The organism is Pseudooceanicola endophyticus (genome assembly GCF_018760365.1).
GTDB classification, from domain to species: Bacteria; Pseudomonadota; Alphaproteobacteria; order Rhodobacterales; family Rhodobacteraceae; genus Pseudooceanicola; species Pseudooceanicola endophyticus.
On sequence record NZ_JAHIAB010000008.1, the window covers coordinates 213,283 to 239,319 of the forward strand.

The 26,037-nt window shown below is 69.7% G+C and carries 27 protein-coding genes; 5 read left to right on the forward strand and 22 right to left on the reverse strand.

Translation table 11 applies throughout. The annotated features are described in order from the left end of the window. Positions 1 to 38: 38 nt before the first annotated feature. The gene (locus tag KM176_RS15180; RefSeq protein ID WP_160894629.1) at positions 39 to 386 is read right to left on the reverse strand and encodes a GntR family transcriptional regulator; all 348 of its coding nucleotides are present in this window, start codon (positions 384 to 386) and stop codon (positions 39 to 41) included. Between KM176_RS15180 and KM176_RS15185 the strand changes: the two genes are divergently transcribed. After that, positions 385 to 924 (forward strand): YbhB/YbcL family Raf kinase inhibitor-like protein, encoded by a 540-nt coding sequence (locus KM176_RS15185; protein ID WP_160894628.1) that lies wholly within the window; start codon positions 385 to 387, stop codon positions 922 to 924. The genes KM176_RS15180 and KM176_RS15185 overlap by 2 nt on opposite strands. 268 nt (positions 925 to 1,192) lie before the next feature. On the opposite strand, the gene KM176_RS15190 is transcribed toward KM176_RS15185, so the two are convergent. From KM176_RS15190 to KM176_RS15235, 10 genes are all read right to left on the reverse strand, one after another. Further along, on the reverse strand, positions 1,193 to 1,645 hold the full coding sequence (locus KM176_RS15190; protein WP_160894627.1) for an RES family NAD+ phosphorylase: 453 nt from the start codon (positions 1,643 to 1,645) through the stop codon (positions 1,193 to 1,195). A 362-nt stretch (positions 1,646 to 2,007) separates the two neighbouring features. Next, positions 2,008 to 2,352: a cupin domain-containing protein gene (locus KM176_RS15195; protein ID WP_160894626.1), complete on the reverse strand. Its 345-nt coding sequence runs from the start codon at positions 2,350 to 2,352 to the stop codon at positions 2,008 to 2,010. Further along, complete coding sequence (locus KM176_RS15200; protein ID WP_160894625.1) at positions 2,345 to 3,010, reverse strand: cysteine hydrolase family protein; 666 nt, start codon at positions 3,008 to 3,010, stop codon at positions 2,345 to 2,347. Before KM176_RS15200 ends, KM176_RS15195 begins: the two co-directional genes overlap by 8 nt. Beyond that, complete coding sequence (locus KM176_RS15205; RefSeq protein WP_160894624.1) at positions 3,007 to 4,527, reverse strand: ABC transporter ATP-binding protein; 1,521 nt, start codon at positions 4,525 to 4,527, stop codon at positions 3,007 to 3,009. The genes KM176_RS15200 and KM176_RS15205 overlap by 4 nt, the downstream gene beginning before the upstream one ends. Continuing rightward, positions 4,524 to 5,204 carry a biuret amidohydrolase gene (gene biuH / locus KM176_RS15210; RefSeq protein WP_160894623.1) on the reverse strand — a complete coding sequence of 227 codons (681 nt, stop codon included), beginning with the start codon at positions 5,202 to 5,204 and terminating at the stop codon, positions 4,524 to 4,526. The genes KM176_RS15205 and biuH overlap by 4 nt, the downstream gene beginning before the upstream one ends. Positions 5,205 to 5,217: 13 nt before the next feature. Then, positions 5,218 to 6,147: an ABC transporter permease gene (locus KM176_RS15215; protein WP_160894622.1), complete on the reverse strand. Its 930-nt coding sequence runs from the start codon at positions 6,145 to 6,147 to the stop codon at positions 5,218 to 5,220. Further along, positions 6,140 to 7,249 (reverse strand): ABC transporter permease, encoded by a 1,110-nt coding sequence (locus KM176_RS15220; RefSeq protein WP_160894621.1) that lies wholly within the window; start codon positions 7,247 to 7,249, stop codon positions 6,140 to 6,142. Before KM176_RS15220 ends, KM176_RS15215 begins: the two co-directional genes overlap by 8 nt. 4 nt (positions 7,250 to 7,253) lie before the next feature. Beyond that, entirely contained in the window at positions 7,254 to 8,378 is a 1,125-nt protein-coding gene (locus tag KM176_RS15225; protein WP_160894620.1) for a BMP family ABC transporter substrate-binding protein, read from the reverse strand. Between the two features lie 137 nt (positions 8,379 to 8,515). Further along, complete coding sequence (locus tag KM176_RS15230) at positions 8,516 to 9,415, reverse strand: LysR family transcriptional regulator (RefSeq protein WP_160894619.1); 900 nt, start codon at positions 9,413 to 9,415, stop codon at positions 8,516 to 8,518. A 144-nt stretch (positions 9,416 to 9,559) separates the two neighbouring features. Then, positions 9,560 to 10,207, reverse strand: coding sequence for a cytochrome b/b6 domain-containing protein (locus KM176_RS15235; RefSeq protein WP_160894618.1), 648 nt, complete (start codon positions 10,205 to 10,207; stop codon positions 9,560 to 9,562). A 180-nt stretch (positions 10,208 to 10,387) separates the two neighbouring features. On the opposite strand from KM176_RS15235, the gene KM176_RS15240 reads away from it, so the two are divergent. Next, complete coding sequence (locus KM176_RS15240) at positions 10,388 to 10,621, forward strand: hypothetical protein (RefSeq protein ID WP_160894617.1); 234 nt, start codon at positions 10,388 to 10,390, stop codon at positions 10,619 to 10,621. Positions 10,622 to 10,683: 62 nt separating this feature from the next. Here the strand turns inward: KM176_RS15240 and KM176_RS15245 are convergent, their stop codons facing one another. The 9 genes from KM176_RS15245 to KM176_RS15285 all read right to left on the reverse strand — a co-directional run bounded on the left by KM176_RS15245 (position 10,684) and on the right by KM176_RS15285 (position 19,037). After that, a complete protein-coding gene (locus KM176_RS15245; RefSeq protein WP_215558793.1) occupies positions 10,684 to 12,027 on the reverse strand; it encodes a sensor histidine kinase in 1,344 nt (447 codons plus the stop codon). After that, on the reverse strand, positions 12,024 to 12,695 hold the full coding sequence (locus KM176_RS15250) for a winged helix-turn-helix domain-containing protein (RefSeq protein ID WP_160894819.1): 672 nt from the start codon (positions 12,693 to 12,695) through the stop codon (positions 12,024 to 12,026). The genes KM176_RS15245 and KM176_RS15250 overlap by 4 nt, the downstream gene beginning before the upstream one ends. Positions 12,696 to 12,764: 69 nt before the next feature. Next, on the reverse strand, positions 12,765 to 12,980 hold the full coding sequence (locus KM176_RS15255) for a hypothetical protein (RefSeq protein ID WP_160894818.1): 216 nt from the start codon (positions 12,978 to 12,980) through the stop codon (positions 12,765 to 12,767). Between the two features lie 134 nt (positions 12,981 to 13,114). Continuing rightward, the gene (locus tag KM176_RS15260; protein ID WP_160894817.1) at positions 13,115 to 13,939 is read right to left on the reverse strand and encodes an ABC transporter ATP-binding protein; all 825 of its coding nucleotides are present in this window, start codon (positions 13,937 to 13,939) and stop codon (positions 13,115 to 13,117) included. A gap of 10 nt (positions 13,940 to 13,949) precedes the next feature. Further along, positions 13,950 to 14,783 carry an ABC transporter permease gene (locus KM176_RS15265; RefSeq protein WP_202397834.1) on the reverse strand — a complete coding sequence of 278 codons (834 nt, stop codon included), beginning with the start codon at positions 14,781 to 14,783 and terminating at the stop codon, positions 13,950 to 13,952. Positions 14,784 to 14,803: 20 nt separating this feature from the next. Then, on the reverse strand, positions 14,804 to 15,784 hold the full coding sequence (locus tag KM176_RS15270) for an ABC transporter substrate-binding protein (RefSeq protein WP_160894816.1): 981 nt from the start codon (positions 15,782 to 15,784) through the stop codon (positions 14,804 to 14,806). Positions 15,785 to 15,833: 49 nt separating this feature from the next. Continuing rightward, complete coding sequence (locus KM176_RS15275; protein WP_160894815.1) at positions 15,834 to 17,186, reverse strand: FAD-binding oxidoreductase; 1,353 nt, start codon at positions 17,184 to 17,186, stop codon at positions 15,834 to 15,836. Then, positions 17,183 to 18,007, reverse strand: coding sequence for a creatininase family protein (locus KM176_RS15280; protein WP_160894814.1), 825 nt, complete (start codon positions 18,005 to 18,007; stop codon positions 17,183 to 17,185). Before KM176_RS15280 ends, KM176_RS15275 begins: the two co-directional genes overlap by 4 nt. Before the next feature lie 121 nt (positions 18,008 to 18,128). Further along, on the reverse strand, positions 18,129 to 19,037 hold the full coding sequence (locus KM176_RS15285) for a LysR family transcriptional regulator (RefSeq protein WP_160894813.1): 909 nt from the start codon (positions 19,035 to 19,037) through the stop codon (positions 18,129 to 18,131). 191 nt (positions 19,038 to 19,228) lie between these two features. Between KM176_RS15285 and KM176_RS15290 the strand changes: the two genes are divergently transcribed. Further along, positions 19,229 to 19,669 carry a VOC family protein gene (locus KM176_RS15290; protein WP_160894812.1) on the forward strand — a complete coding sequence of 147 codons (441 nt, stop codon included), beginning with the start codon at positions 19,229 to 19,231 and terminating at the stop codon, positions 19,667 to 19,669. A 10-nt stretch (positions 19,670 to 19,679) separates the two neighbouring features. On the opposite strand, the gene KM176_RS15295 is transcribed toward KM176_RS15290, so the two are convergent. Together KM176_RS15295 and KM176_RS15300 are read right to left on the reverse strand one after the other, a co-directional pair. Continuing rightward, positions 19,680 to 22,805, reverse strand: coding sequence for a bifunctional RecB family nuclease/DEAD/DEAH box helicase (locus KM176_RS15295; RefSeq protein WP_160894811.1), 3,126 nt, complete (start codon positions 22,803 to 22,805; stop codon positions 19,680 to 19,682). 103 nt (positions 22,806 to 22,908) lie between these two features. Next, complete coding sequence (locus KM176_RS15300; RefSeq protein WP_160894810.1) at positions 22,909 to 23,769, reverse strand: DMT family transporter; 861 nt, start codon at positions 23,767 to 23,769, stop codon at positions 22,909 to 22,911. A 132-nt stretch (positions 23,770 to 23,901) separates the two neighbouring features. Here KM176_RS15300 and KM176_RS15305 point away from each other — a divergent pair, with 132 nt between their 5' ends. Then, entirely contained in the window at positions 23,902 to 25,296 is a 1,395-nt protein-coding gene (locus KM176_RS15305; protein ID WP_160894809.1) for an aminotransferase-like domain-containing protein, read from the forward strand. A 195-nt stretch (positions 25,297 to 25,491) separates the two neighbouring features. Next, on the forward strand, positions 25,492 to 25,821 hold the full coding sequence (locus tag KM176_RS15310; protein ID WP_160894808.1) for a hypothetical protein: 330 nt from the start codon (positions 25,492 to 25,494) through the stop codon (positions 25,819 to 25,821). The last annotated feature ends 216 nt before the right edge of the window (positions 25,822 to 26,037 follow it).

Below are 26,037 nucleotides of genomic sequence, written 5' to 3' on the forward strand. Positions count from 1 at the left end.
GGGCGCCCCTGCCCATGCCGGAACGCTGCGGGGTGGCGCTAGAGCGCGCGTTCCATGATGAAATTGGCCTTCAGGTAAAAGTCCTTGGGGCGCCGGATGTGCGACAGGATCACTTCGCGCAGCGCCTCCGGATCGCCCCGTCCGAGGATCTCGATCATGCGGAAGTGCTCTTCGATGGCGATCTCGCGGATCGCGTCGTTCGGAAAGGCCCGCGTGCGGATCGGATGGGTCGCGAAGGTGTAATGCGCTTCGGAATCCCGCCAAAATCCATCCGGATTGCTGCAAAATGAACGAATTTCGATAGTCTTTGATCGTTCGCCAAAAGCGCACGGGACCGGGCCGACGTAACCTTGTTCCCATCCGAAGAAGAACAGGAACCGGACCATGCGTATCATCACTGCCCTTGCCTGCACGGGCATCACCCTGTCGGCCCTGCCCGCAGCGGCACAGGATTTCACCCTTACCAGCACTGCGATTGCCGAGGGCGTCCAGCTGCCTCCGGCCCAGGTGTTCCAGGGCTTCGGCTGCGAAGGCGGCAACACCTCTCCGCAGCTGGCCTGGTCCGGCGCCCCCGAGGGCACGAAAAGTTTCGCGCTCACCGCCCACGACCCCGATGCCCCGACGGATTCGGGTTGGTGGCACTGGCTGGTCGCCAACATTCCCGCGACCACCACAGAGCTTGCGACGGGCATCAGCGGGTCCCTGCCGGAGGGCGTGATCGAACTGGCGAATGACTACGGGGCCACCGGGTTCGGCGGCGCCTGCCCCCCGCCGGGCGAGGTGCATCGCTACATCTTCACGGTCCATGCACTGGGCGTCGAGACGCTCGATCTGCCCGCGCAGGCCTCCAACGCCCTGGCAAGCTACATGATCAATGGCAACAGCATCGGCCAGGCCCGCCTGACCGCGATCTACAAGCGGTGAACGGGTCATCTGCGGCGCGCCGACGGGCATGCCGCAGATCATCATCGCCTGGTATCTTCCCGTCATCGCCCCTGCTTCCGGGGCCCGGTCAGGACGATGAAGGGTCGCTGCGGATGCCCGCCCCGCTCATCGCCACGGGGGATCAACCGCGCCGCGTGAAGGTGATCGGATACAGACGGTTTCGCGTTCCGCCACATCCGCAGGATCACCCCGGCCTTCGGAAACGGCGCTGCTGCCGCGTGATCCCGCCCAGCCCCGAGGACGCGGCCTAGCCCGGATTGAAGGGCAGGGCCGGCCCGGCGGGGCGCAGCTTGCCCGGGCTGAAGATGACGACATGGGACAGATCCGGACGTGATCGGGACGCATAGAGCATGGCCTCCGCCCCCAGCTCTCGGGCGGCATCCGAATAGGCCCAGGTCGGAGACGGCTTCCCCGCGGCATGGAGATCCTGCCAGACCACGGAAGCGGCGCGGTTTGCGCTTTCATCGGCGGCCCTTTCCACGGACAGCCACATCGGGACCAGCATCCGGGCAACGCCATCGCTCAGGTAGCGCCGGATCGCGATGCCGGCGCCTTCGGCGCTCAGGGACGCATATATCGCAATCTGTCCGGAATGGTGAAAGCGTCCGACCGGAGCCCGCGCGGGCAGGCCAGGCTCTGCCAGATCGGCTGAGGGAATGATCCGCCAGACAGGCCCCTCGAACTTGGATATCGGTTTCATCGGACCCCCGAGGCTGGGAAACGGGCCTTCCCCGAAGAAGCACCGCCCAAGCGAAACCTAGCGCGGGTTCCCCGGGGTCCGCAACATCGCGAAAAGATCGCCGGGGCCTTGGGGCAAGCCATTAGATCGGTTTGCCATGCGATCCGCCATCGGTATCCGCCAGATTTTCAGCCTCCTTTGCGCCGAGCCGCCTTGCGGAGGGCCCTTCCGCTTCTGCCGGGGCCGTGATGCCCGCACAGGTGGTCCGTTGACCGGCCCGCCCCGGCACGCGGGCACCCGGGCGAAAGGCCCCCCGCACCCGCAAGCCGGCGCTGCATCATGCCGGGAAGCGGGCCGTCTGCCCCTGCGCGCCACGGGCGGGATCAGTCCAGCAGCTGCACCGGGCTTTCCCACTGGATGAGGATGGTGCAGCCCTCTTCCGACCAGACGCTGTGGACGGTGCCGGCGGGATTGCAGACCAGGGTGCCCGGCCCGTAGCAACCGTGTTCGTCGGACTGGCTGCCCTCAAGCACAAGGATGGTTTCCAGCCCGGTGTGCAGGTGACGCGGCACCGAGGCGCCCGGCGCATAGCGCAGCAACGCCCAGACCGGCCCCTCCTCTGTCTGCCACAGGTAGTGCACCTCGACCCCCGCGCGCAGGAAGGGCTGGAACGGCAGGTCGCGCCAACCTGAGGGGATCAGCGCCGGAAAGAACTGCGGATCAGGCATCGAGGGCCTCCAGAACGGCATCGCTGGGCGCGGCCCAACCGACGATGCCCTGCTGCGCGGTCATCATGGCGATGGCTGCCGCCTTGAATTCGGGAAAGTAGCTTTCGGTCGCATCGGTGACGATCAGGCAGTCGTAGCCGCGATCATTGGCCTCGCGCATGGTGGTCTGGACGCAGACCTCGGTGGTGACGCCGGCAAAGAGGATCTGGCGGATGCCGCGCGCCTGCAGCGCCCCGGACAGGCCGGTGGCGTAGAAGGCGCCCTTGCCGGGCTTGTCGATCACCAGCTCTCCGGGAGCGGGGGCCAGCTCGGGCAGGATGTCGGCGCCGGGCTCGCCCGCGATCAGGAGCCGTCCCATCGGACCGGGATCGCCGATCCTGAGCGCGGGGTTGCCCCGGTCGCGCTTGGCCGGGGGCAGATCCGACAGGTCGGGCCGGTGGCATTCGCGGGTATGGACCACCATCAGCCCCGCCGCCCGCGCGCCGCCGATCAGCCGCGCGACCGTCGGCACGATGGCCTGCAGCCGCGTGACATCATTGCCAAGGGCGGCCCCGAAGCCCCCCGCCTCGATGAAATCGCGCTGCATGTCGATGACGATCAGCGCCGTGGTCGCGAGATCGAAGGCATAGTCAAAGGGGGTCGCGGTCATGGTCTTCATGCGGCGTGTCCTGCCATGTAGCGGCCCAGTTCCGCCGGTTTCGCCTGATCGGCCCGGGCCTCGTGGGTGATGTGGCCATCGCTCATGACCAGCACGCGGTCGGCCAGTTCCAGGATCTCGTCCAGGTCCTCGCTGATCAGCAGCACGGCGACACCATCGTTGCGGGCCTGCATCAGCCGGTCCCGGATCGCCCGCGCCGCCGAGAAATCCAGCCCGAAGCAGGGGTTGGCGACAACCAGAAGCGCCACGTCCCCGCTGAGTTCGCGCGCCAGCGCCGCGCGCTGGACATTGCCGCCCGAAAGGTCCCGGATCTGCGCCTGCGGGCCCCGGGTGCGGATGTCGAAACTGCGGATCAGCTCCTCGGCGCGGCGGGCCATGCGGGCCCGGCCCAGGAAGATCCGCCCGCCCGTTCCGTTCCGCCCGCTGTCGAAATCGCGCAGCGCCAGGTTCTCGGCCACGCTCATGTGCGGGGCGCAGGCGTTGTGCAGCGGCTCTTCCGGCAGGTAGCGGACCCGGTGGCGCCGCGCCTGGGCCCGGGTGGCGGCATAGGGCGCGCCCTGCACCGTCATCGCCCCCGACAAAAGGCGCCGCTGACCGGTCAGGACCTCCATCAGCTCGACCTGGCCATTGCCCGAGATGCCGGCAACGCCGACGATCTCTCCGGCGCGGACCTTCAGATCCTCTATGCCGATCTCCTTGAAACCCGAGCGATCCCGGGCTCTTGCACCGCGAAGCTCAAGCACTGCGTCACCCGGCGTCCCGGTGCGCGGCGGGGCGCTGCCGATCTGGGCCTTGCCCATCATCATCGCCGCCATGTCCTCGTTCGTCAGCTCCGCAACCCGGCCCCGGCCCGCCAGCGCGCCCCGGCGCAGCACGGTCACGTCATCGGCAAAGGCGCGCACCTCGCGGAACTTGTGGCTGATCATCAGCACGCTCAGCGCGCCCGAAACCGTCAGTGCCTTGACATGGCCCAGCACCTCGTCGGCCTCGTCCGGGGTCAGCACCGAGGTGGGCTCGTCCAGGATCAGGAAGCGCGAGCCGAGGTAGAGCTGCTTGAGGATCTCCAGCTTCTGCTTCTCGCCGGCGGCAAGGCTCGAAACCGGGCGATCCAGCGGCACCCGGAAGGGCATCCCGGCCAGAAAGGCCTCGAGCCGCGCCCGTTCCGCCGCCCAGTTGATCAGCGCCGGGGTGTCGCCCCGGGAAATGACCAGATTTTCAGCTGCGCTCAGCGAGGGGACCAGGGTGAAATGCTGGTAGACCATGCCAAGACCAAGCGCCTGGGCATCGCGGGGATCCTGGATGCGGGCCTCTCGGTAATCGACCAGAAGCGCGCCCGAGGTGGCGTGGTAAAAGCCCATGATGCATTTGACCAGCGTCGACTTTCCGGCGCCGTTCTCGCCCAGAAGGGCATGAAAACTGCCGGGCGGCACGCTCAGCGACACATTGTCGAGCGCGGTGAAATCGCCGAAGCGCATCGTCATGCCGACGGCCTCGAGGCTGGGCGCAGGGGCGCTCATGCCGCCAGACCCGCGATCAGGCTGGCGCTGTCGGAGACGCAGCCGAAGACCCCGCCCTGCATCTGGATCATGTGCAGCGCGGCATCGTGGTTGGCCTTGTCGGTCGCGCCGCAGCAATCCGCCAGCAGCACGCATTCGAAGCCACGGTCGTTGGCCTCGCGCATGGTGGTATGGACGCAGACATCGGTGGTGATGCCCGCCAGGATGATGTTGTCGATGCCCTTCGTCCTCAGGATCAGCTCAAGATCCGTGGCGCAGAAGCTGCCCTTGCCGGGCTTGTCGATGACGACCTCTCCGTCCAGGGGCGCCAGTTCCTCGATGATGTTCCAGCCGGGTTCGCCGCGCACCAGGATGCGCCCGCAGGGGCCAGTGTCGCCGATCCCCGCCCCTATCTGGCGCGAGCGCCAGCGCTTGTTGGGCGGCAGGTCCGACAGGTCGGGGCGGTGGCCCTCGCGGGTGTGGATGATCAGGAAGCCCCGGGCGCGCAGCGCCTCCAGCACGGCCCGGATAGGCGCGATCGGGGCGCGGGTCAGCGACAGGTCATAGCCCATCCGGTCGACATAGCCGCCGGGTCCGCAGAAATCGATCTGCATGTCGATGACGATCAGGGCGGTGTTCTCGGGGCGCAGGTCGCCGTTCCAGGGCCAGGCATAGGGGACGGAGGCAATGGTGCTCATGAGGGAGGGGTCCTTATTTCGTGATGCTCAGCTCTCCCGGGGCGCCGGTGACGGCGCGTTCGGTCGAGGAGGTTGCGATGAGGATGCCGAGGGTCAGCACGTAGGGCGCGGCGTAGAACAGGTAGTAGCCTTCGGTGATGCCCACCGATTGCAGGGCCGGGCCAAGGGCGCCCGCGCCGCCGAACAGCAGCGCCGCCCAGAAGCAGTTGATCGGGTTCCAGCGGGCGAAGATCACCAGCGCCACTGCCATCAGCCCCTGCCCCGAGGAGATCCCCTCGTTCCAGGACCCGGGGTAGTAGAGCGACAGGTAGGCCCCGCCGATCCCCGCCAGAGCGCCCCCCGCCGAGGTGGCCCAGAGGCGCACGCGGTTCGGCCGTATCGCTAGGGCCCGCGCCGCGTCGGTGCTGTCGCCGACGACGCGGATCGTCAGGCCGACGCGGGTGTTCTTCAGCATCCAGGCCAGGAATACCGCCAGCGCGCCGCCCAGCAGGAACAGCACGTTGACCTGCAGTGCCGCGCGCAGCTGCGGGATGTCGGACCACCCGCCGAAGGGGATCGCCGGCAGGCGCGGCGCGGTCGGCTGGATGTAGGCCTTGCCGAAATAGAAGGCGAGGCCCATGCCGAGGATCATCATCGAGATCCCGATGGCGATGTCGTTCACCCCCTTGAAGCTGCACAGCCAGCCGTGCAGCATCCCGAAGATCCCGCCCACCAGCGCAGCGCACAGCACGCCGACCAGCGCCGAACCGGAATGGTAGGACATCGCGTAGCCCGAGACCGCGCCGAGGATCAGCGTGCCCTCGAGCCCGAGGTTGATGCGCCCGGAGCGTTCGGTCAGGCATTCGCCCAGCGAGACGAAGAGGAAGGGCGTGGAGACGCGGATCGCGCCGCCCAGGATCGCCAGCGGAACGGCCCAGAGGCCGAGGTCGACAGGATCAGCCATTGGACATCCTCCGGGTCAGGCTGCGCAGCGCCGCCGGAAGACGGCCCTGGATGGTTTCGCTCAGCAGCACGATGATGAAGACGCAGCCCTGCAGGACCAGGATCGTGGCATCGGGCAGGTCCATGCGGCGCTGCACCAGCCCGGAGGAGGCCTCGATCCCCGCCAGGAGGACGGCGACGGGGATGATCGCCAGCGGGTTGTGCCGGGCCAGGAAGGCCACCAGGATGCCGGTATAGCCCACCCCCGAGATCAGCGAGGCATTGGCCGTGCCATGCACCGCCGCGACTTCGAAGAACCCGCCGAGGCCCGCCAGCGCCCCGGCCAGCGCAGTGAAGCCGATCACCAGGCCCGCCACCGGAAAGCCCTGCACCTGAGCGGCGCGGGGGTTGTCGCCGGTGACGCGGGCGGCAAAGCCCAGCGTCGTGCGCTCGATCAGCAGCCAGGCCAGCAGGCAGGCCAGCACGCCCACCGCGACGCCCCAGTGGGCCTGCAGGACGGGCATGTCGCCCACCCGCAGGCTCTCGGGCAGGGGCCGCGTCGAGGGCTTGTTGAGGCTGGCGGGATCGCGGAAGACGCTTTCGACGAAGTGGTTGAAAAGTGCCGTGGCGATATAGGCCATGAGCAGCGAGGCGATGGTCTCGTTCACGCCGCGCCTGACCCGAAGGGCGCCTACGATGCCCAGCCACAGCCCGCCCAGGGCCATGGCGGCGATCACCATGACGGCAAAGCCCAGGGGCGCGGGGACACCGCCCAGGGCGGCACCCGACACGGCGGCCGCCAGCCCGCCCAGCACGATCGCCCCCTCGCCGCCGATCACCATCAGGCCCAGCCGCGCGGGGATCGCGACGCAGAGACCGGCGAACAGCAGCGGGCTGACCCGCGACAGGGTGTTCGGCCAGGAAAACGCGGTCGAAAAGCCCGCCCGCCAGACCAGCGAGAAGAACTCGACCGGGGATTTCCCCTGCACCAGCAGGAACAGGGAAAACAGGACGCCACCCGCGATCAGCGCCATGAGGGGGATGAGGAAGGCCTCGAGACGGGGCAGGAGCGGCAGGCCCCTGCCGCGCCCCGCCACGGGAACGGCCGTGCTGATCTTGCTCATCGGATCAGCTGGTCGAACCCAGGACGCCATCCACGAGGTAGTTCATGGATTCCAGCGCCACGTCGTCCTCGGGGAAGGCCTGGCCCTCGGTCGCGATGACATTGCCCTTGTTGTCCTTCAGCGGTCCCTTGATGACGGCAAAGCCGCCCTTCAGGATCTCGGCCTTCGTGGCCTCGAACTGGGCGCGGGCGGCCTCGGTCACGGCGGGGCCCAGCGGCGACATCTTGATAAAGCCCTCGGCCAGTCCGCCGCGCACGAAATTGGGGATGGTTTCCCCGGCCATCTGCGCAGTCACCATGTCGGTATAGACCTTGGCCCAATTCCATTCCGCCCCCGTCAGGTACTTTTCCGGCGCGAGAGAGGACTGGTCGGCATGGTAGCCGCAGACATAGGCGCCGCGGGCGGCGGCGGTTTCCACCACCACCTTCGGCCCGTCGACATGGCAGGTGATCACATCGGCACCCTGGTCGGCCAGGGCATTGGTGGCCTCGGCCTCTTTCACCGCCAGCGACCATTCCCCGGTAAAGATCACCTGGCAGGTGATCGCGGGATCGACGGCACGGGCGCCCAGCAGGAAGGAGTTGATGTTGTTGAGGACCTGCGGGATCGGCTTGGCGGCGACGAAACCGATCTTCCTGGTCTTCGTCATGTGGCCGGCGACGATGCCGTTCAGGTACTGGCCCATGCCGATATAGCCGAAGTAGGAACCCGCGTTCTGCGGGTCGCCCTTCTGCCACAGCCCGCCGCAATGCTCGAACCGGACCTTGCCGTATTTCGGCGCGGTTTCCTTGATGAAGGGGTCGTAATAGCCGAAGGAGGTCGGGAAGACGAGGCCGGCACCATCGAAATTGATCATCGATTCCATGGTGTTGACCACGTCATTCGACTCCGGCACGTTCTCTTCCTCGACGACGGTGACGCCGGCTATCGCCTTCAGGGCCGCGGCGCCCTCGGCATGGGACTGGTTGTAGCCGAAATCGTCTTTCGGCCCGACGTAGATGAAGCCGACGGTCAGCTTTCCGGCGGCATGGGCGGGGCGCAGGCCCGCGGGCAGCGCCACGCTGGCGCCGACGGCCGCGGCGGAGGATTGCAGGAAACGTCGGCGCGACAGCGCGGCAATGCGGGTCATCTCTAGGTCCTCTCTGTGGTGGGAAACCGGTCCTCGTGGCGGGACCGTCTGGATTGAGAGGACTGTAGCCAGCCCGAGCGCTGCTGACGTCTGCTAAAAAATCCCAACTCCGCTTCCGAAAATGCACCGGTCCGGGGTCAGGCCGGCAGGGCGCGCATTTCTCGGCCCAGGTCCTGGGCGAACTTGGCCGAGGCGATGGGCAGGGTGCGCCCCTTCATCTGTCCCAGCAGCAGCGCGGCGGGCGCCAGGTCACGGGTGGCGATGGGCCGCGAGATCAGGCCGCTGTCCGGCCCCAGCCGCAGCCCGATCGGGATCTGGAAGGACAGCACGTCCTCATGGGCCACGTAATGGCGCATGAAATCGAAGCTGTCGGCCTCGATCAGCGGGCTGAGCGTGCGCGAGGCCCCCGCCAGCGCGCGTTCCATCAGATCGCGCACCGCATAGTCCGAGGACGGCAGGATATAGGGGAAATCAAGGCATTGGCGCAGCCGCAGCTCGGGCTCGGCGGCCAGGGGATGGGCGCTGCGCATCACCGCGTGGATCACCTGGGGCACGGCCATCAGCACTTCGAAATCGACCAGGTGCACCGGCTCAAGCACCAGGGCAAGGTCGCTGCGGAAGCTGGTCAGCTCTTCCTCGGCGGCGGCACGGTCGCGGATCTTGACCCGGAAGGTGACCCCGGGATGGGCCCCCCGGTAGGCGGCGATGCGGGCGGGCAGGAAATAAGGGCTGAGGGCCTGGGAACAGGCGATGGTGACATGGCCGCGCCGCTCGCCCGACAGATCGGCCAGCTGGCTCTGCACCCGCTTCAGATCCGAGTTCTGGGCGCGGAAGTGCTGCACCAGCATCTCTCCGGCGGTGTTCAGCCGCACGCCTCGCGGCAGGCGTTCGAAGATCTCGTAGCCGAAATCCTCCTCAAAGCGCTGAATGCGCCGGTTCAGTGCCGAGGCGGTGATGTTCATGTCATCCGCCGCCTTGCGGATCGACCCGACCCGCATCACCGCCTCGATGTAGTGGAAGTCCTTGAGGTGCCGCATCCCTGTCTCCGCCGTCCGGGTGCTGCATTTTTCGCAGCGCTTCGGCGAAATCCTAGACCCTGCCGGCAGCGCTTGGAAGCCGTGCGCGGGCCCGGCCCGGGGGAAGGCCGGGCCGGACGCCCATTCCCGTGGCGGCGGCGCCCTTCAGGCGCCCGGGGCCCTTGGCGGCAGATCGGCGGGGGCCTTTGTGCGCGCATCAAGCGACCACATCTCGCGGATGTCGAAGCCGCTCAACAGATGGGCCAGCACGGCCATGGCGGCATGGCCGATCAGATAAGCCCAGACCAGGTTCGCCAGCGCCTTGTGGATCAGCATGATGGCGCCTGCGGCCTCGGGATCGGGGGCGCCCGACAGCAGGTAGAGCGTGCCGGTCGCGGCCATCACCGTCATCAGGCACAGGCCCAGACCATGCACCGCCGAGGCCAGCGGCGTCTCGGGACCGTGTTCGGGAAAACGCAGGCGGCTCAGCTGCCGCAGGTGCTGGCCGATATCCGCCCCCAGAAGCCCGCGCCGCCGCGCCGAGAGCCAGGGGAACAACGCCCCCGGCGCGCTGCCGCGCCGCCGCGCCAGGGTCCACAGCCAGAAGGCCAGCACCAACCCCAGAGAGGCAAGGCCGCCCAGCTCGTGGAACGTGTAGAGCAGGTTACCCGCGTGGCCATGTTCCTCGGGCTCCATGCCGAGCGAGGTCAGCAGCTGCACCAGGATGGCCAGCGCCAGCCCGGCATGAAGCAGCCGGGTCGGCAGCGCGTGGCGCGTGGCAAGCGGGGGACGGGAAGACGGGGAAACGGACATGGCTGAACTCTCTGGCAAGACCGGGACCGCGCCGGAAGCGGCGCTGTCCCGTTTTGTCCCGGCCAGCTTCCAGCCGCCTTGCCCGAAGATTACGATTTCCCAATGTTGCGGTCAGGAGATCGCAGGACCGGCCCCCCATCTGTTCCTCATGACCGCAACAAGGGACAGGAGGTCCTGAACATGGAACGGATCAAGATGACATGCGCCGCCCTGCTGATGGCCGCGGTGGGCCTTGCCGGGCTGGGCTTCGGCCTGGTCGCACTGCTGGTGACCGCCGTGATCGGCGCGGTGGCGATGCTGGCCGCCCGGATCGCCGCGCCGGTGCTTCTCAAACGCGCCGAGGCGCAGATGCAGGCGATGCACGGCGCGGGCTGGCGGGACGGCCCGGTGATCCGGGTGCGGATGCCGCAGTAAGCCCTGCAGATGCCGCCGGGGCCGGTCGGACACGGGCCGGGCCCCGGAAGACGTGGCGGCGCTCAGACCTCCGGCTGCTCTCCGCCGGCAGGAAAGACCAGCCGCACGCGCAGGCCCCCGCCCTCGGCGTCCTCCAGGCCGAGGGCGGCGCCATGCTGGTCGGCAATCGCCTTGACCAGCGCCAGCCCCAGCCCCGATCCGGGCGTGCTGCGGCTGGCTTCCAGCCGGACCAGCCGCCGCAGAACATCCTCGCGGCGCGCCTCCGGGATCCCCGGACCGCCGTCGCTGACGCTCAGGACCCGGCCCTCCAGCGCCAGCCGGATCGGGGTGCCCGGGGCATGGCGCAGGGCGTTTTCCACAAGGTTGGCAATCAGCCGGGCCAGAAGGTGGCGATCGCCGGCAACGGGCCGCGGCGCGGTGACGCTGCAGTCCAGCCGCGCCCCCGCCTCCTCCACCGCCGGGGCGTAGATTTCGGCCATGTCCCGCACCAGCGCGCCCAGGTCGACCGGGGCAAAGCCGTGGCGCCCCTGCCCGCCCTCCAGCTGGGCGATCTGCAGCAGCGACTGGAAAGTGCCGATGATCCCCGCCGTCTCGGCCTGCGCCGCATCAAGGGAGGTCCGCGCCGGAACCGGCAGAGCCTCTGCCCCGACCCGTTCCAGATGCACGGCGACCCGCTGGATCGGTGTCTTCAGGTCATGGGCGATGTCCGAGCCGATCTGGCGCAGGGCCTCCGTCGCGGCTTCCTGGGCACTGGCCATGCGGTCAAGGTCGCGGGCGATGTCGCCCAGATCGGTATCGGGAGGGGTCCCGCCGACCCGCGCCGTCAGCCGCCCGGCGCTGAGCGCCTGCAACGTGCCCCGGATCGCCTCGACCCGGCGCCCGGTACGGCGCACCACGACGATGGCCAGCCCCGACGTGATCGCCAGCGCCGGCAGGAAGCTGAACCCCAGGATCGCCAGGAAGATCTCGTTCAGCTCGGAGAGGGCACGGCGCCCGACCAGCACCGCCACCCGGCCCTCCGGCAGCGTGGCCAGAAGGATCCGGTAGCTGTCGGCGGGATGGGCCAGGGGCAGCGCATGGCCCGAAAGCAGCCCGCCATCGCGCAGGCTGGCCGCATCCAGGCTCTCGGGCAGGTTTCCGATACTGTCGCCGCCGGTCTCAAGGCGAATCAGCAGCGTATCGGGGCGCGAGGTCGCGGCGATTTCCTGCACCCGTTCCAGGCGTTCCTCGGGGCGGCCTATGGCACGCAGCTCGGCCACCACCTGCAAGGCACGGCCGTCGATCTCGGCGCTGAGGGTGCGGTGCATCAGCACGTAGGCGGTGCCCAGCCCCGCCGCCAGGAAGACCGCGAAGACGGCGATCAGCGCCACCGCCAGGCGCAGCGGCGTGGAGCGCAGCGCCCTCATGCGCAGATCCGGTAGCCCGAGCCGCGCACCGTCTCGATCAGGTGGGTATCGAAGGGCTTGTCGACCTTGCCGCGCAGGCGGCTCATGTGGCTTTCCACCACGTTGGTCTGGGGATCGAAATGGATGTCCCAGACGGATTCCAGCAGCATGGTGCGGGTCTGCACCCGGCCCTTGCGGCGCAGCAGGTGTTCGAGCAGGGCAAATTCCCGGGGCTGGAGGTCGATCTCTTGGCCCGCACGGGTGACACGGCGCGACAGCAGGTTCATTTCCAGGTCGCGGGCGCGCAGCACGGTGGGTTCGTCCGAGGGCGGCGGACGGCGCGCCAGCGCATTCAGCCGCGCCGAAAGCTCTCCGAAGGCGAAGGGTTTCACGAGGTAGTCGTCGGCCCCCGCATTGAGCCCGGCAATCCGGTCCTCGATCCCGTCGAGCGAGGTCAGCAGCAGCACCGGCACCGGGTTCTTCGAGGCCCGGAGGGTGCGCAGGATCGACATGCCGTCGACATTGGGCACCATCCGGTCCAGCACCATGACGTCGTATTCCCCCGACATCGCCTGCACGAGGCCGGCGCGCCCGTCGTCGAACAGGTCGACCACATGGCCCTCGGCGCGCAGGCCGCCGGCCACGTAATCCCCGGTGGTGACGTCATCCTCGATGACCAGAATATGCATCGCAGCCTCCGTTGCGCGGACCGCCCGGGCGGCGCTCCGCTCCCGTTCTAGCGATCCCGGGCGGCGCTGTCAGTCCCGCAGGGCCCGGGCGGGCAGTTCGCTGACCGTGGCGCGCTCTGGATCGATGATCCAGGTGCGCGCGGGGCCGGCGGGCCGGGCGATCTCGGCCCGCAGGGGCCAGGTGCGGGGGGCATCGCCCGGGCCTTCGGCGGCCCAGGCCAGGGTTCCGGCAAGGCTTCCGGCGACGGTCAGCGGAAGCAGGCTCAGCGGCAGACGGCGTTTCATCAGGCAATCCTTTCGGGTTGTGATCAGGTCCGATCCCGATCTGGGTCCCGTTCCTCGCCTGCGGATGACGCCAAGATTGGCATTTCGCAATCTTCGGCCCGGCCCGCCGCAGCGCCGCCGGGCCCAAGGCGGGCTCAGCCCTGGGCGCGGTGCAGCACGCCCCGGCGTTCGAAACAGCGGCGAACCTCGCCGATGCAGCGCTGGAACTCCGGATCGGCGTGGGCTTCGGCCCATTGCCGCGGGCGCGCCATGTCGACCTTCAGGTCCAGGTCGATCCGCCCCGGGCGCGGCGACAGCACGATCACCCGGTCGGCCAGGAAGACGGCCTCGTCGATGCCGTGGGTGATGAAGATCACGGTGTTGCCCAGCCGCAGCCACAGTGCCTGAAGGTCGATGATCATCTGTTCGCGGGTCAGCGCGTCCAGCGCCCCGAAGGGTTCGTCCATCAGCAGAAGACCGGGCTTCTGGATGATCGCCCGGCAGATCCCGGCCCGCTGGCGCATCCCCCCCGACAGTTCGCTCGGCTTCTTGGCGCCGAAACCGGCCAGCCCGACATCCGCCAACAGCTGTTCCGCCGCCGGGACATGGGCCTTGCGGTCCAGGCCCTTGATCTCGATCGGCAGGAGCACGTTGTCGAGGACGCTGCGCCAGGGCAGCAGATAGTCGGACTGGAACACCACACCGGCCTCGGGATGGGGCCCGCGTGCCGGGGCGCCGCCGATCTCGACCAGGCCGGTGCTGGCCCGATCCAGCCCCGCGAGGATGTTCAGCAGCGTGCTCTTGCCGCAGCCGCTGGGGCCGACAATGGCGATGAATTCGCCCGCGGCCACATCCAGCGACAGCCCGTCGAGCGCGCGGATCAGCTCTCCGGTCTCGGTCTCGAATTCCTTCACCACGGCGCCGAGGCGGACGGAAACGCCGGTGGGGCCGGCCTGATCACGGGTCAGTTCGGATGTCATGGCCAGCTCCTCAGCGCATCTTGCCCATTGCCAGATCCTCGATCAGCCGCAGGATGGCATAGAACGCCAGGCCCAGCAGGGCGATCGCGAAGACCGAGGCAAAGTTCAGCGTGGTGTCGAAATTGGCATTGGCCTGCAATTGCAGGTAGCCCAGGCCGCGCTCGGCGGCGACATATTCGCCGATCACCGCGCCTATGACCGACAGCGTCAGCCCGACCTTCAGCCCGCCGAAGATGTTCGGCAGCGCCGCCGGCAGACGGATCTTGAAGAACACCTGGCGTTCGCTGGCCCCCATCGACTTGGCGAGGTTGGCGAATCCCGGGTTCAGTTCCTTCAGGCCGACGACCGTCGGCACCAGGATCGCGAAGAAGGAGATCAGGAAGGCCAGGAAGATCTTCGGCCCCCAGCCATAGCCGAAATACAGCACCACCAGCGGCGCCAGCGCCACCTTCGGCACGGTCTGCAGCGCGATCAGCAGCGGATAGACGGCGACCTCGACGATGCGGGAATAGAAGATGCAGAGCGCGATGATCACCCCGGCCAGCACCGCCATGGCGAAGCCCACCGAGATCTCGATGGCGGTGGTCACCCCCTGCCCGAGGAACAGCTGCCAGTCCGAGACCAGCCGCAGCAGGATCGCCGAGGGCGGCGGCAGGATGAAGGTGCTGACATCGAAGACGCGCACGCAAAGCTCCCAGATTCCCAGAAGCACCAGCCCGAGGACCGGCGCCGCCAGCTTCTCGAGGGTGCGGATGCGCCGGCGGCGGCGCATCCTTTCTGCCCGGCTATGGTCGGTGCCCCGCCCGGGGGCCGCCGCAGGCTGATCCGCCCGTGCCATAGTCATGTCCTTTCTCCGCCGCCGTCTCAGGGCAGCAGTGCATTGGTGTAGTAATCGGCCACCGGCAGGACCTTCATGTCGCTGTCGGCACCCGAAAGCAGCGTCAGCGCCTGGGTCAGGGCGGCCTCCTGGACATAGCCCATCGGCTTGCCCTCGGTCACCGGGATCGCGGCGGTCGTGGCCTTGATCTGCGCGACCAGGATCGCGGGCTTGGGCGGGGCGGCCCAGTCCTTGCTGATGTCCTTGGCCGCCTCTTGCGGATCGCGGATCGCGACCTCGGTGCCTTGGTTGAGCGCGCTGAGGAAGCGGGTCACCATCCCGGGCTTGTCGGCAATCACCTTGTCGGAGGCCACGACGGCCAGACCCGGCAGCACCAGGCCGTACTTGGCCAGGTCCAGCCGCACGAAGGGCGTCTTGACCATGCTGTCGAGGATCGGCGCATCGACGTTCAGATAGGAGCCGATGGCGTCGATCCTTTTGGTCATGAACATCGAGGTGCGGGCATCGGTGTTGAGCGAGACCAGCTTGATCTTGCCGCAGTCGATCTGGTTGATCTTGCAGAACACCGGCAGGTAGCTGGTCACGGTGTCCCCGGGCGAGGTCGGCAGCGACTTGCCCTCAAGATCGGCGGGGGTCCTTACCGGGTTGTCGGGGAAGCTGAGGATGCCCAGCGGCGCCGCCGGGTGGTAGAGCGCGACGATCTTCACCGGCATCCCCTGGGAGATCGCCGAAAGAGCGAAGACACCCGGCATCACCACCAGGTCTTCCTCGCCCTGGACCAGCCCCGAGAGTGCCGCGGAAGATCCCGCGCCCTCGCCCAGGTGCACGTCCAGCCCCTGATCGGCGAACAGCCCCTGTTCCTTGGCGACATAGAAGCCCGCGTATTCCCCCTTCAGTTTCCAGGAGAAGCGCACGTTCACCGCATCCGCGGCCTGCGCGGCGGTCGTCAGCAGGCAGCTTCCCAGCAGGGTCGCGGCCAGGACGGAAACCTTCCAGGACTTGATCATTCTCGTACCTCTCTGATGTGCCTTTGCGGCGCCCCCCGGCGCCCGCCTTTCAGTCTGCCGCCAGCTTGCCCGGGTTCATCAGGCCCAGCGGATCGGCCTCGCGCTTGAACTCGGCCTGGGGCGCGTCGACCTGTTTCCAGCCCGCCGCCGACAGCTTGCAGGTATGCGGGTTCGACAGCTCGATGCCGATCGCCTGAAGCCGCGCCAGCAGCCCGTCCAGCGCCGCGCGGTCGCGGTAGCGGAAGATCGGCAGACCCGAGACCATCAGCTTGCCGAACTTGCGCTGGAATTCGAAATGCAGCACCAGATCCTCGGCGAAATCGCGTTCCAGAAGAGCGATCAGGCGCGCTTCCTCTCCCTGGGGGAAGCGGATCTGCAGATAGCTGAGCGCCGGGTCGATCTTGATCGCGTGCCAGGTGGTGTGGTTCCAGCAGAATTCGTAGAGCGGCGGCAGCGCGCCCTTGTTCTCGAAGGCTGCGGCCTCGGCGGCAGCCGCGTCGCGGGCGTAGACCGATGCCCCGCCATGTGCGGCCGCCATGGCCCGGGTCGCGGGCGCCTGGGCGGCATTGACCATCACGATCACGATGGCCTTTCCGGCCGGCACCACGCCCGAGAGCTTTTCGAGGTAGCGCACCGCGCCGGCATGATGGACCGAGACCAGTTTCTTGACGATGGCCTCCGTATTGGTGAACTGCGCCGCGAAGGCTGCGGCCTCGGTCAGGCTGTCGAAGGCCAGGATCTCCTCGGCCCAGGGGTATTTCGGCGCCAGCGGCATCTCGACCTCGGTGATCACGCCGTTCAGCCCGTAGGCATGCTGGACCTTCAGCACGTCGCGGTCGCGCAGTTCGATCAGGCGCGGCGTCTCCTCCACGGTCATCAGCTGCACCCCCAGGATCGCCCCGGTGTCCGACAGCTGGCCCCAGGTGCAGGAGCCGACGCCCCCGGCCCCGCCCGCGATGTAACCGCCCAGCGTTGCCAGGCGGCGGGTCGAGGGGAAGAGCCGCAGCTCCCATCCCGTGGGCGCGATCTCGCGGTCGATGTTGAGCAACCGGCAGCCGGCTTCGAACCGTCCGACACCGCCCTCGACCGAGACCACCCTGCGCAGCCGGGTCATGTTGATCAGCACGCCGCCCTCCAGCGGCACCGACTGGCCGTAATTGCCGGTACCACCGCCGCGCACGGTGACCGGCACGCCGCGCCGGGCGCAGGCCGACAGGATGCGGCCCAGGTCTTCACGCGTTTCGGGGATCGCCAGCAGGTCGGGCAGCTTGTCGTCCAACTCCTCGCGCAGGATCGGCGAGAACCAGTAGAAATCGCGGCTGTTGGTGCGCAGCGCCTCCTCCCGGACCAGGGTGATGCCCTCAAGGTCCTGGCGCAGCGCCCTGATCACGTCGGGGGTCATGCCGGTTCTCCGGTACGGGGGACGGCGGCGGACGGGCCGGGTACGGGCGTGTAGCGGGCGATCTCGCGCAGCAGCTCGACCATGCCGGCCACCTGGTGCGCCACGATCCGCTCTCCCAGCTCGGCAGAGCCGCCCGAGGCATTGCCGACCGCGCCATCGGCATTCACGTCCTGGATGATCCAGGCCATGTTGTGCTTGCCGGTCAGCCGAAGGTGCTTGAAGTCGCGCTCCAGCCGGGCGCTGGCGGACGGGAAGTCGCGCAGCTGGTCATGACGCACGAGGTCTGGCCGGAAGGCCATCATCAGGGAGGTTTCGACCAGCCCGGCATGGACGCCCCACCGCAGCTCATCGGCCTCGACGCTGCCCTCGGGCACGCCGAAGCGGTTCCACTGGGTGGTCACCACCATCATGTCGAGTTTCTCGCGCAGCGCGCGGGCGACGATGTCCATGACCTGGTTGTTGCCGCCGTGGGAATTCACGATGACCATCTTGCGCAGACCCGCGCGGTGCACCCCCTCGCCAAGGGCGGTCCAGGCGGCGATCAGCACCTCGGGGGGCAGCGTCAGGGTGCCAGCACTGCGGATATGTTCGTTGGACTTGCCGACCTGCTGCACCGGCAGCACCACGGCGCGCAGCCCCTCGGGCAGCGCCCGCGCCAGCCGCTCCAGCATGCCGCGCGCGATGGCGCTGTCGGTGGCCACCGGCAGATGCGGACCATGCTGTTCGGTCGCGGCAATGGGCAGGATCGCGATGGCATCCTCCGCCGCCAGGCGGCCGAACTCCTGCGCGGTGTACTCTTCCCAGTAAAAATGGTCGCCCATGTGCTTGCTCATGTGATCGCCCCCGTTCGGCCCGGCCCTGTTCGCGGCCTGACTAAGCCCTGGGGTGAGATCCTCAAACCATCATTTTCATCTCGGGGCGAGACGTTTCAGGCATCACCCTTCACCCGCCCTGCCCCGCCATCAGCGCGTCCAGCTCGCGCCGCAGATGTTCGATGAAGCGGCTGGTCAGCGGATCGATCATGCCCTTGCTGCGCGCCACCAGCTTCAGCGTCTGGGTCGTCGCCGGGCGCAGCGGCAGGTAGCGCAGCTCGCCCCGGGCGATCTCTTCTCCGACGTCGAGCGGGTTCAGCAAGGAGACCGAGACCCCGTCGCGCAACAGCTGCTTCAGCATCTCGATCGAGTTGGTCTCGACCACCGGGACGGGCATGTCGGGCAGCCGCGCCAGGGCAATGTCGATGAAGGAGCGCAGCGTCATGTTCTTTGCCGGCAGCACCAGCGGGTAGCCGATCAGGTTGTGCGCCCGCCCCTCGGACTGGCCGGCCAGATCGTGATCGCGGTGCACCACCAGCCCGATCGGCACCTCGTAATGCAGCACGGTCTTCAGGCCCGGATGCGGCAGCAGGTTGAAGCCGAGCGCCAGGTCGCTTTCCCCCGACAGGGTGGACCCTGGCAGGTTGTCCGCAAAAAGCGCCTGCAGGTCCAGCGTGGCGCCGGGATGATCCGCCAGGAAACGCTGGACGATGCCCGGGATCGGCCCGCCCGCCAGCCCCAGCGTCGTCGCCACCTTGAGCTGCCCGCGCTGCAGCCCCTTCAGCCCGTCAAGCCGCAGCTGCAGCCGTTCGAAATTGCGCAGCGTCTCGCGCACATGTTCGATCAGCACCTCTCCGGCGGCGGTCAGCCGCAGCCGGTTCGGCATCCGCTCGAAGATCGGCTGGCCCAGCTGCGCCTCCAGCGCCAGGATCTGCCGGTTGATCGAGGTGGACGACACGTTGAGCCCCTTCGCCGCCTTGCGGATCGAGCCGCAGCGGGCGACTTCGTCGAGATAGCTCAGCATACGGGCGTGCAGCATGTCGGTCTCCGGTCGGCGGGGTCCGGGGGCGCGCAGCCCCGCAGCCCGAAGATTGGGTCGGATCGCGGCGCAGGTCAAATCCGTCCCGGGGTCAGCCCGGCCCGACCTGCGCGCCGGTCGGGCCGGGCCTTGTGCCGGACGCGAAACGCTGCCAGCCTGCCCTCATTCCGGGTTTCCACTCAGGCAGGATCATGACCGACCGCCCCTTCCGCCCCCGCGCCCTGGGAGAGATCGCCCTGCGCTGCCGCGACTTTCCCGCGATGCTGCGGTTCTACGGCCAGGTGCTGGGCCTGCCGCGCCTGAGCGGTTCGGCCCGCGGCACCCCGGGAGAGGGGATCGCCTTCTTCGCCCTTGGCGAAAGCCATGGCGGTCATGTCGCCGTTCTGGCGCTTTTCGCCGCCCCTCCCGACACGGATCCACCGGCCACCGGCGCGGGGTCTTCGCTGCATCACCTGGCGCTCAGCCTGCCCTGGGAGGAGCAGCCCCGGGCCGAAGCCTGGCTGCGCGAAGCCGGGCACGAGGCGCGCTGGCAGGCCTTCCCCTGGGCCGGCTGGCGCGGCCTGTTCACCCGTGATCCCGATGGCAATACCGTGGAGCTGGTCGCCGCCGACCCGGACTGGCACGTCCGCTGATCCGGCGCGCTCAGAACGAGGGGCCCTGCCACGGCGGCAGGGCGCAGAGCGTGTTGACCAGCCGCATCTGCTCCAGCGTCTCGCAGCGCGCGGCGCGCAGGCGCGGCGCCCCGAAGACCAGCGCCAGCCCCTTGGCCCGCGACACCGCCACGTTGATCCGGTTGCGCGAGACCAGGAATTCGAGGCCCCGCGCCGTCTCTTCCGCCGAGGAGGCCGTCATCGAGACCAGGCAGACCGGCGCCTCCTGGCCCTGGAACCGATCGACGGTGCCGACCCGGATCGCCTCCGGAAGGGCCTCGCGCAGGCCATTGACCTGGGCGTTGTAGGGGGCGACGACAATGATGTCCTCGGGGCGCAGGGGCCGCGCAGGACCGGTCTTGCCCTGCCACTGCCCGGCCAGCAGCGCGGCGCAGCACGCCCGGATCGCCGTCACCTCTTCCGGGGCGGTCTGGGCATTGCCGGCATGGGACACCGGCACCCAGTAGGCCCCCGAGGCCGGGAAACCGGGATGCGACAGCCCCTGCAGGGCGGTGTCGGGATGGCTGTCCAGCCGCCCGCCATAGACCTGGTCCGAGATGTAATCGGTGATCTGCGGATGCATCCGGCGGGTCTCGGACAGGAAGATGCCGCGATCGGGGGGAAAGGTCGTCTCTGCGCCCAGCAGCCAGTCGAGGCAGGACAGGTCGGCCGGGGGCGGATGCGCGCCCTGGATCACCTGCGGCAGCTGGCGCGGATCGCCCACCAGCACGAGGTTGCGCGCGGCCCGGCCCATCGCGGCCATGTTGGCCAGCCCGACCTGGCCGGCCTCGTCCACGAAAAGCCAGTCGAAGGCCTGGATGTTCTCGTCGCGGGCAAAGAAATAGGCGGTGCCCCCGACGATGTCGCCGCCCGCCGCCGCGCGGGCATTGTCGGTGGTGCGCTGCACCGGGCTGTCGGGCGCATAGCCGTCGGGCCCGGCCCCCAGCTTGTGCACCAGCGTCGGCGGCACGGGCAGCGGCGCCTCGGCCAGGGCGGCGGCGACACCGTTCAGCAGGTTGCGGATCGCCTCGTGGCTGTTCGAGGCAATGCCGACCCGCGCGCCGCCACGCACCAGCCCGAGGATCGCCCGGGCCGAGACATGGGTCTTGCCGGTGCCGGGCGGGCCCTGGATCGGCAGCACCGTCTCCTGCATCCGCGCGACGGCCCCGGCGATGGCCTGCACCGGATCCGTCCCCTCCAGCAGCGCCGCCGTCCCCGACAGGCGCGGGGCACGGCGTTCCAGCAGGTCGGCGACGGCGCGGTAGTGGCCCGGACCGCAGCGGTCGGCGATCACATCGCGCAGGGCGCTGGCCAGCACGCCGGCATTGACCGGGCGGTCCGGATGCAGGTCGAGGCGGTCGGCCAGCAACCCGGCCCGCGCGGCGCCGACCTTCAGCGTCACCTCGCGCCGCCACCGGTCCAGCGCCTCGATCGTGACCGAGGCCATGCCCTCCGCCTGCGGCAGGCTGGCCCCGCTGCCGGGACGCATCCGGCTTTCCTGCGCCGGGTAGCGGTAGTGCCGCCGGACCGAGCGTTTCACCGGCTCTGCCGGGCCAAGCGCCACCAGCCCGCCAAGCGCATCCAGATCCTCGATCAGCGCCGCGCCGTCGCGGGCGAAACTGTCGAAGATCGCCCACCAGGCGGGCTTGGCCTCACGCGTGTGGAACTGGCCCAGGTCAAAGAGCAGGGCCCGCAGATCGGCGGGCAGATCGGCGGCCTCAAGCATCTGGCGCAGGGCGGCGGTCTCGGCCTCCTCCTCGGCCTCGCGCGCCTGCGCAGCGGGCTGGGCCGGGGGCCAGGCCCCCTCGGGGCGGACCGAAACCAGCCAGTCGCGCAGGCCCAGGATGCGGTCGCAGTCCTGCACAAGGGCCTCGGCAAGGGCGTCGGGAATGCCGGGATCCATGGTGCGGGGCACCGCACCGGGAAGATCGGCGCGAAACAGCGGCAGTGCCTCCAGCGCGGACCCCGGTTCGGAAGTCATCAGCCCTGCCCGTGCCACGGCCTCCAGATCGACGAAACGCTGTTCGCGCAGCAGGCGATCCAGCAGCGCCTCGGCGGTGCCCAGGCTGGCGACCAGCCGCCGCAGCGCCTGCACCGGCGCCGGGCCATGGTGATAGATCCGGGCCTCCGGCGCGCCCTCCAGCGCCCCGCGCAGCCGGTCGGCCAGCCGGGCCAGCCCAAGGGCCGGGTCGGGATCATGCAGCAACGTCACGCCGCCCGCGTCGCGCAGCGCATGGACGGGCGCCCCGGCCCCGGCGCAGGCATAGGCCAGATCGCCGGGTGCAGGCGCCGGCAGCGCGGCCAGGCCCCGGCCCGGACGTTCGGGGCGCAGCGCGATCTGCGGGGTCCCGCTGCGCCCCGCGACCTGCAGCTGCGCCTGCTGCCGCAGCCGCTGCAATGCGTCCGGGGCCATCCCCGCGACCGGCCCGGAGCTGTCGGCCAGCGCGGCGAGGGTGGAGATCCCGGCGGCCTCCAGCGCGACGACCTGCCGGCGGGCGATGCCGCCGACGCCATGCAGGCTGTCCTGGGTGCGCCAGTCCGCCGCGCAGGCCCCGGCCCAGCAGCAGGCGGCACAGGCCGCGCAGGGTTCGGGGCGGGTCGGCGCGGGGTCGGCCACGAAGGCCTCCAGCCGGGCGCAGGCATCGCGGACATAATGGCGGACCTCGGACAGGCGCAGGGGCTCGGGCGGGCGGTCCGGGAGCACAAGCGTCGCGGTCCCGGGCGTCCCGCCCTGCAAAGCGGCCAACCGTTCGGCGGCCAGCACCAGATCGATGACAGCTTCGGGGGTTGCTTCGCTGCGCAGCTCCAGCCGGTAGCTGAAAGCGCCCAGCTCCGAAGGCTCGGCGTGGCGCCGCGCCAGATCGGTCCGTGCGATCCAGCCGCCGCCCAGGAAGACCGGCTGCGAAACCTCGGCCTGACCGGCACGCAGCGCGGCACGCGTCGCCGAAGGGTCGGGGGCCGCGCCAACCTCACCGGACTGGGACAAACCGGACGGGGCCACACCGGGCTGGGCCACACCGGACAGGGCCGCGAGATCGCGCGCGGTGGCATGGGGGCAGCCGGAGAACCGTTGAAGGTCTTCGGCGGACAGCAGGATCGCGCCGTGATGAAGCTGCATGGTCTGCGCTCGGGCTGGGGATGCCGGTGCGGGACCGGACGGGAAGCCCCAGATCGCGGGCCGGCCCCCCGGTTGTCAAGCCTGCCGCCCGGGCCGGCGGCGCTCAGGCATAGCGGCGGGCGCCCAACACGCAAAGCACCACGGCGCCGGTGCAGCCGACCATCGGCCAGGCGACGGGCTCTTTCAGGACCAGCGCCGCCAGCGCGAGCCCGAGGAAAGGTTGCAGAAGCTGCAGCTGTCCGACCCCGGCGATGCCCCCCAGGGCCAGGCCCCGGTACCAGAAGACGAACCCCACCAACATGCTGAACAGGCCCACGTAGCCCAGGCTCAGCCAGCCCGGCAGCGTGACCTGCGCGAACTGGCCCGGCCAGCTGACCAGCACCAGCACCGCCATGACCGGGGCCGCCATGAGAAGCGCCCAGCAGATCACCTGCCAGCCGCCCATCCGGCGCGACAGCAGCCCGCCCTCGGCATAGCCCAGCCCGCAGACCGCCACCGCCGCCAGCATCAGCAGATCGCCCCGGCCCGCGCCGCCGCCGCCCTGCCACAGGGCGAACCCCGCCACCACTGCCGCCCCCAACCCCGAGAACAGCCAGAAGGCCGGGCGGGGCCGTTCGCCCCCCCGCAAGACCCCGAACAGCGCCGTCGACAGCGGCAGCAGGCCGATGAAGACCACCGACCGCGCGGCGGTGACATGTTGCAGCGCCAGCGCCGTCAGCAGCGGAAAGCCGATCACCACGCCCGCCGCCACGATGGCCAGCCCGCGCAGGTCCTGTCGCCCGGGCCAGGCCTGGCGCAGGACCAGCAGGCAAAGCGCCCCGCAGAGCGCCGCGATCATCCCCCGCGACGCGGTCAGGAACAGCGGCATGAAATCTGCCACTGCCACCCGCGTTGCCGGAAGCGATCCGCTGAAGATGACCACGCCCAGCAGCCCGCTGCCCCATCCCGTCAGTTTCCGATCCATGTGCCGTGTCATGCGCCTGCGTCTCCGTTTTTGTCTGGATAGGCGGCGCTGCGGCGGCTAAACAGCAACAATTCAATACAATTTCACCAAACTGTATCGGTGCAATCTGCCATACAGTTTCCCGGAGACCCGATGCCCACAGCCCCCCGCCCCGGAACCAAGACCGACCGGCTGGTGCGCAGCCTGCGCGACCGGATCGCCGCCCGGGCGCTTGGGCCCGGCGACCGGATGCCCTCGATCCGGGGGCTGGCGGCGCAGATGCAGGTCTCTCCCTCCACCGTGGTCGAGGCCTATGACCGGCTGACCGCCGAGGGCCTGCTGCAGCCCCGGCGCGGCGCGGGCTTCTTCGTGACCCGGGCCGCCCAGCTGCCGCCGCTGCGGGTGGCGGCGATGGAACCCACCCGCCCGCGCGACCTGGATCCGTTCTGGGTCTCGCGCCAGTCCCTCGATCCGCAGCCCGGGGCCCTGCAACCGGGCTGCGGCTGGATGCCCGGCGACTGGCTGCCCGAGGCCGCGATGCGCAGCGCGCTGCGGGCCCTGGCGCGGGCGGAAACGTCGGTTCTGACCGATTACGCCCCCGCCCGGGGCTGTCCCCGCCTGCGCCGCCTGCTGCTGGCCCGCTGCGCCGAGGAACACCTGGCGCTGACCCCCGACCAGCTGATGCTGACCGCCTCGGCCTCCCAGGCGATGGACCTGATCTGCCGGCTGCTGCTGCGGCCCGGCGACACGGTGCTGGTCGACGATCCGGGCTATTTCAACTTTCACGCCCTGCTGCGCAGCCACCAGGTCCGGGTCGTGGGCCTGCCCCGCACCCCCGAGGGGCCCGACCTGGCCGCCTTCGAAGCGGCGCTGGCGCAGGGACCCCGGCTCTACCTGACCAATTCCGCGCTGCACAACCCGACCGGCGGCACCCTGTCGCCGCAGATCGCGCAGCGGCTGCTGACCCTCGCCGCCGGCCACCCCCTGACCATCGTCGAGGACGAGACCTTTGCCGATCTCGAACCCGAGCCCTCGGTCCGGCTGGCCGTGCTCGACGGGCTGGAGCGGGTGCTGCGGATCGGCGGCTTCTCCAAGACGCTCTCGGCCTCGGTGCGCTGCGGCTACATCGCCGGGCGGGCCGACTGGATCGAGGCGCTGACCGATCTGCAGGTTGCCACCAGTTTCGGTGGCCCCAGCCCGGTGGCCACCGAAGTGCTGCGGCAGGTTCTGGCGCAGGGCGGCTACCGGCGGCACCTGGCACAGCTGCACCGCCGGCTGGCCCGGGCCCGGCGCCAGGCCGTGGCGCAGCTCGCCCCGCTGGGGATCACGCCCTGGGTCCTGCCGCGCGGCGGTTTCTACCTCTGGACCCGCTTCCCGGAGGGCTGCGACACCGGAGAGGTCGCCCGTGCGGCGGCGGCGCGCAACGTCATCCTCGCCCCCGGCAATGTCTTCAGCCCGGGCCGGACGGCGGGCCGCTTCATGCGCTTCAACGTCACCCAGATGTCCGACCCGGCCGTCCTTTCGGCGCTGCACGGGGCAATGACCTGACGCAACGGCATCAACCGGAAGATTTTCAAGGAACCGTCAAGGTTTCGCCCCGATCCTGCACCGGAACCAGCCCGCGCGCGTCCCGGGACGGGGAACCAAGCGGGCCGCCGGGACTTGTTCCCATGCCGCCGCGCCTGCCCCCCCTCCCGGAGCGCGCCGATGGCCTGAGCAGAGACAACCCGGGTAAGGACCCCCATGTACGGATCGTTTTACAAGACGCTTGCCCAGTGGCAGGCCGCCACCCTCAGCACCTACCAGATGACCATTTCCGCCGCTTCGGTCATCCAGATGCGCGTGATGCAGATGTCGACGGGCACCATGAAGCCCGAGGAAGCCGCCCGGATGGTGCTGGAAAAGCCGCCGGTCTTCCTGCACGCGACCGAGATGTCGGCGCGGGCGCTGTTCTCCAACAAGGGGCTGGCCGCTGCGGCGCTGGCCGGGATCGCGCCGATCCGCAAGGCCACCCGCGCCAATGCCCGCCGGCTGAGCGCGCGCCCGCCGCGCCCCCTGCGCCGGCGCGGCTGACCCCGCCGTCGGGGCCGCCCGGCGCGCGGCGGCCCGAAGCCGCAGCCCCGACCTAAAGCAGCGGCCCCCGACCCCGTGCGCGCAGGGCACCGCGGATCGCCCGGGCCAGCTCGGGCAGGGGGCAGGGTTTCGACAGCACCGGCACCGCCAGCGCCTGCACCTGGGCGGCATCGTATTCGGCAAAGCCCGTGATCAGCACGATCGGCAGGCCCGGGT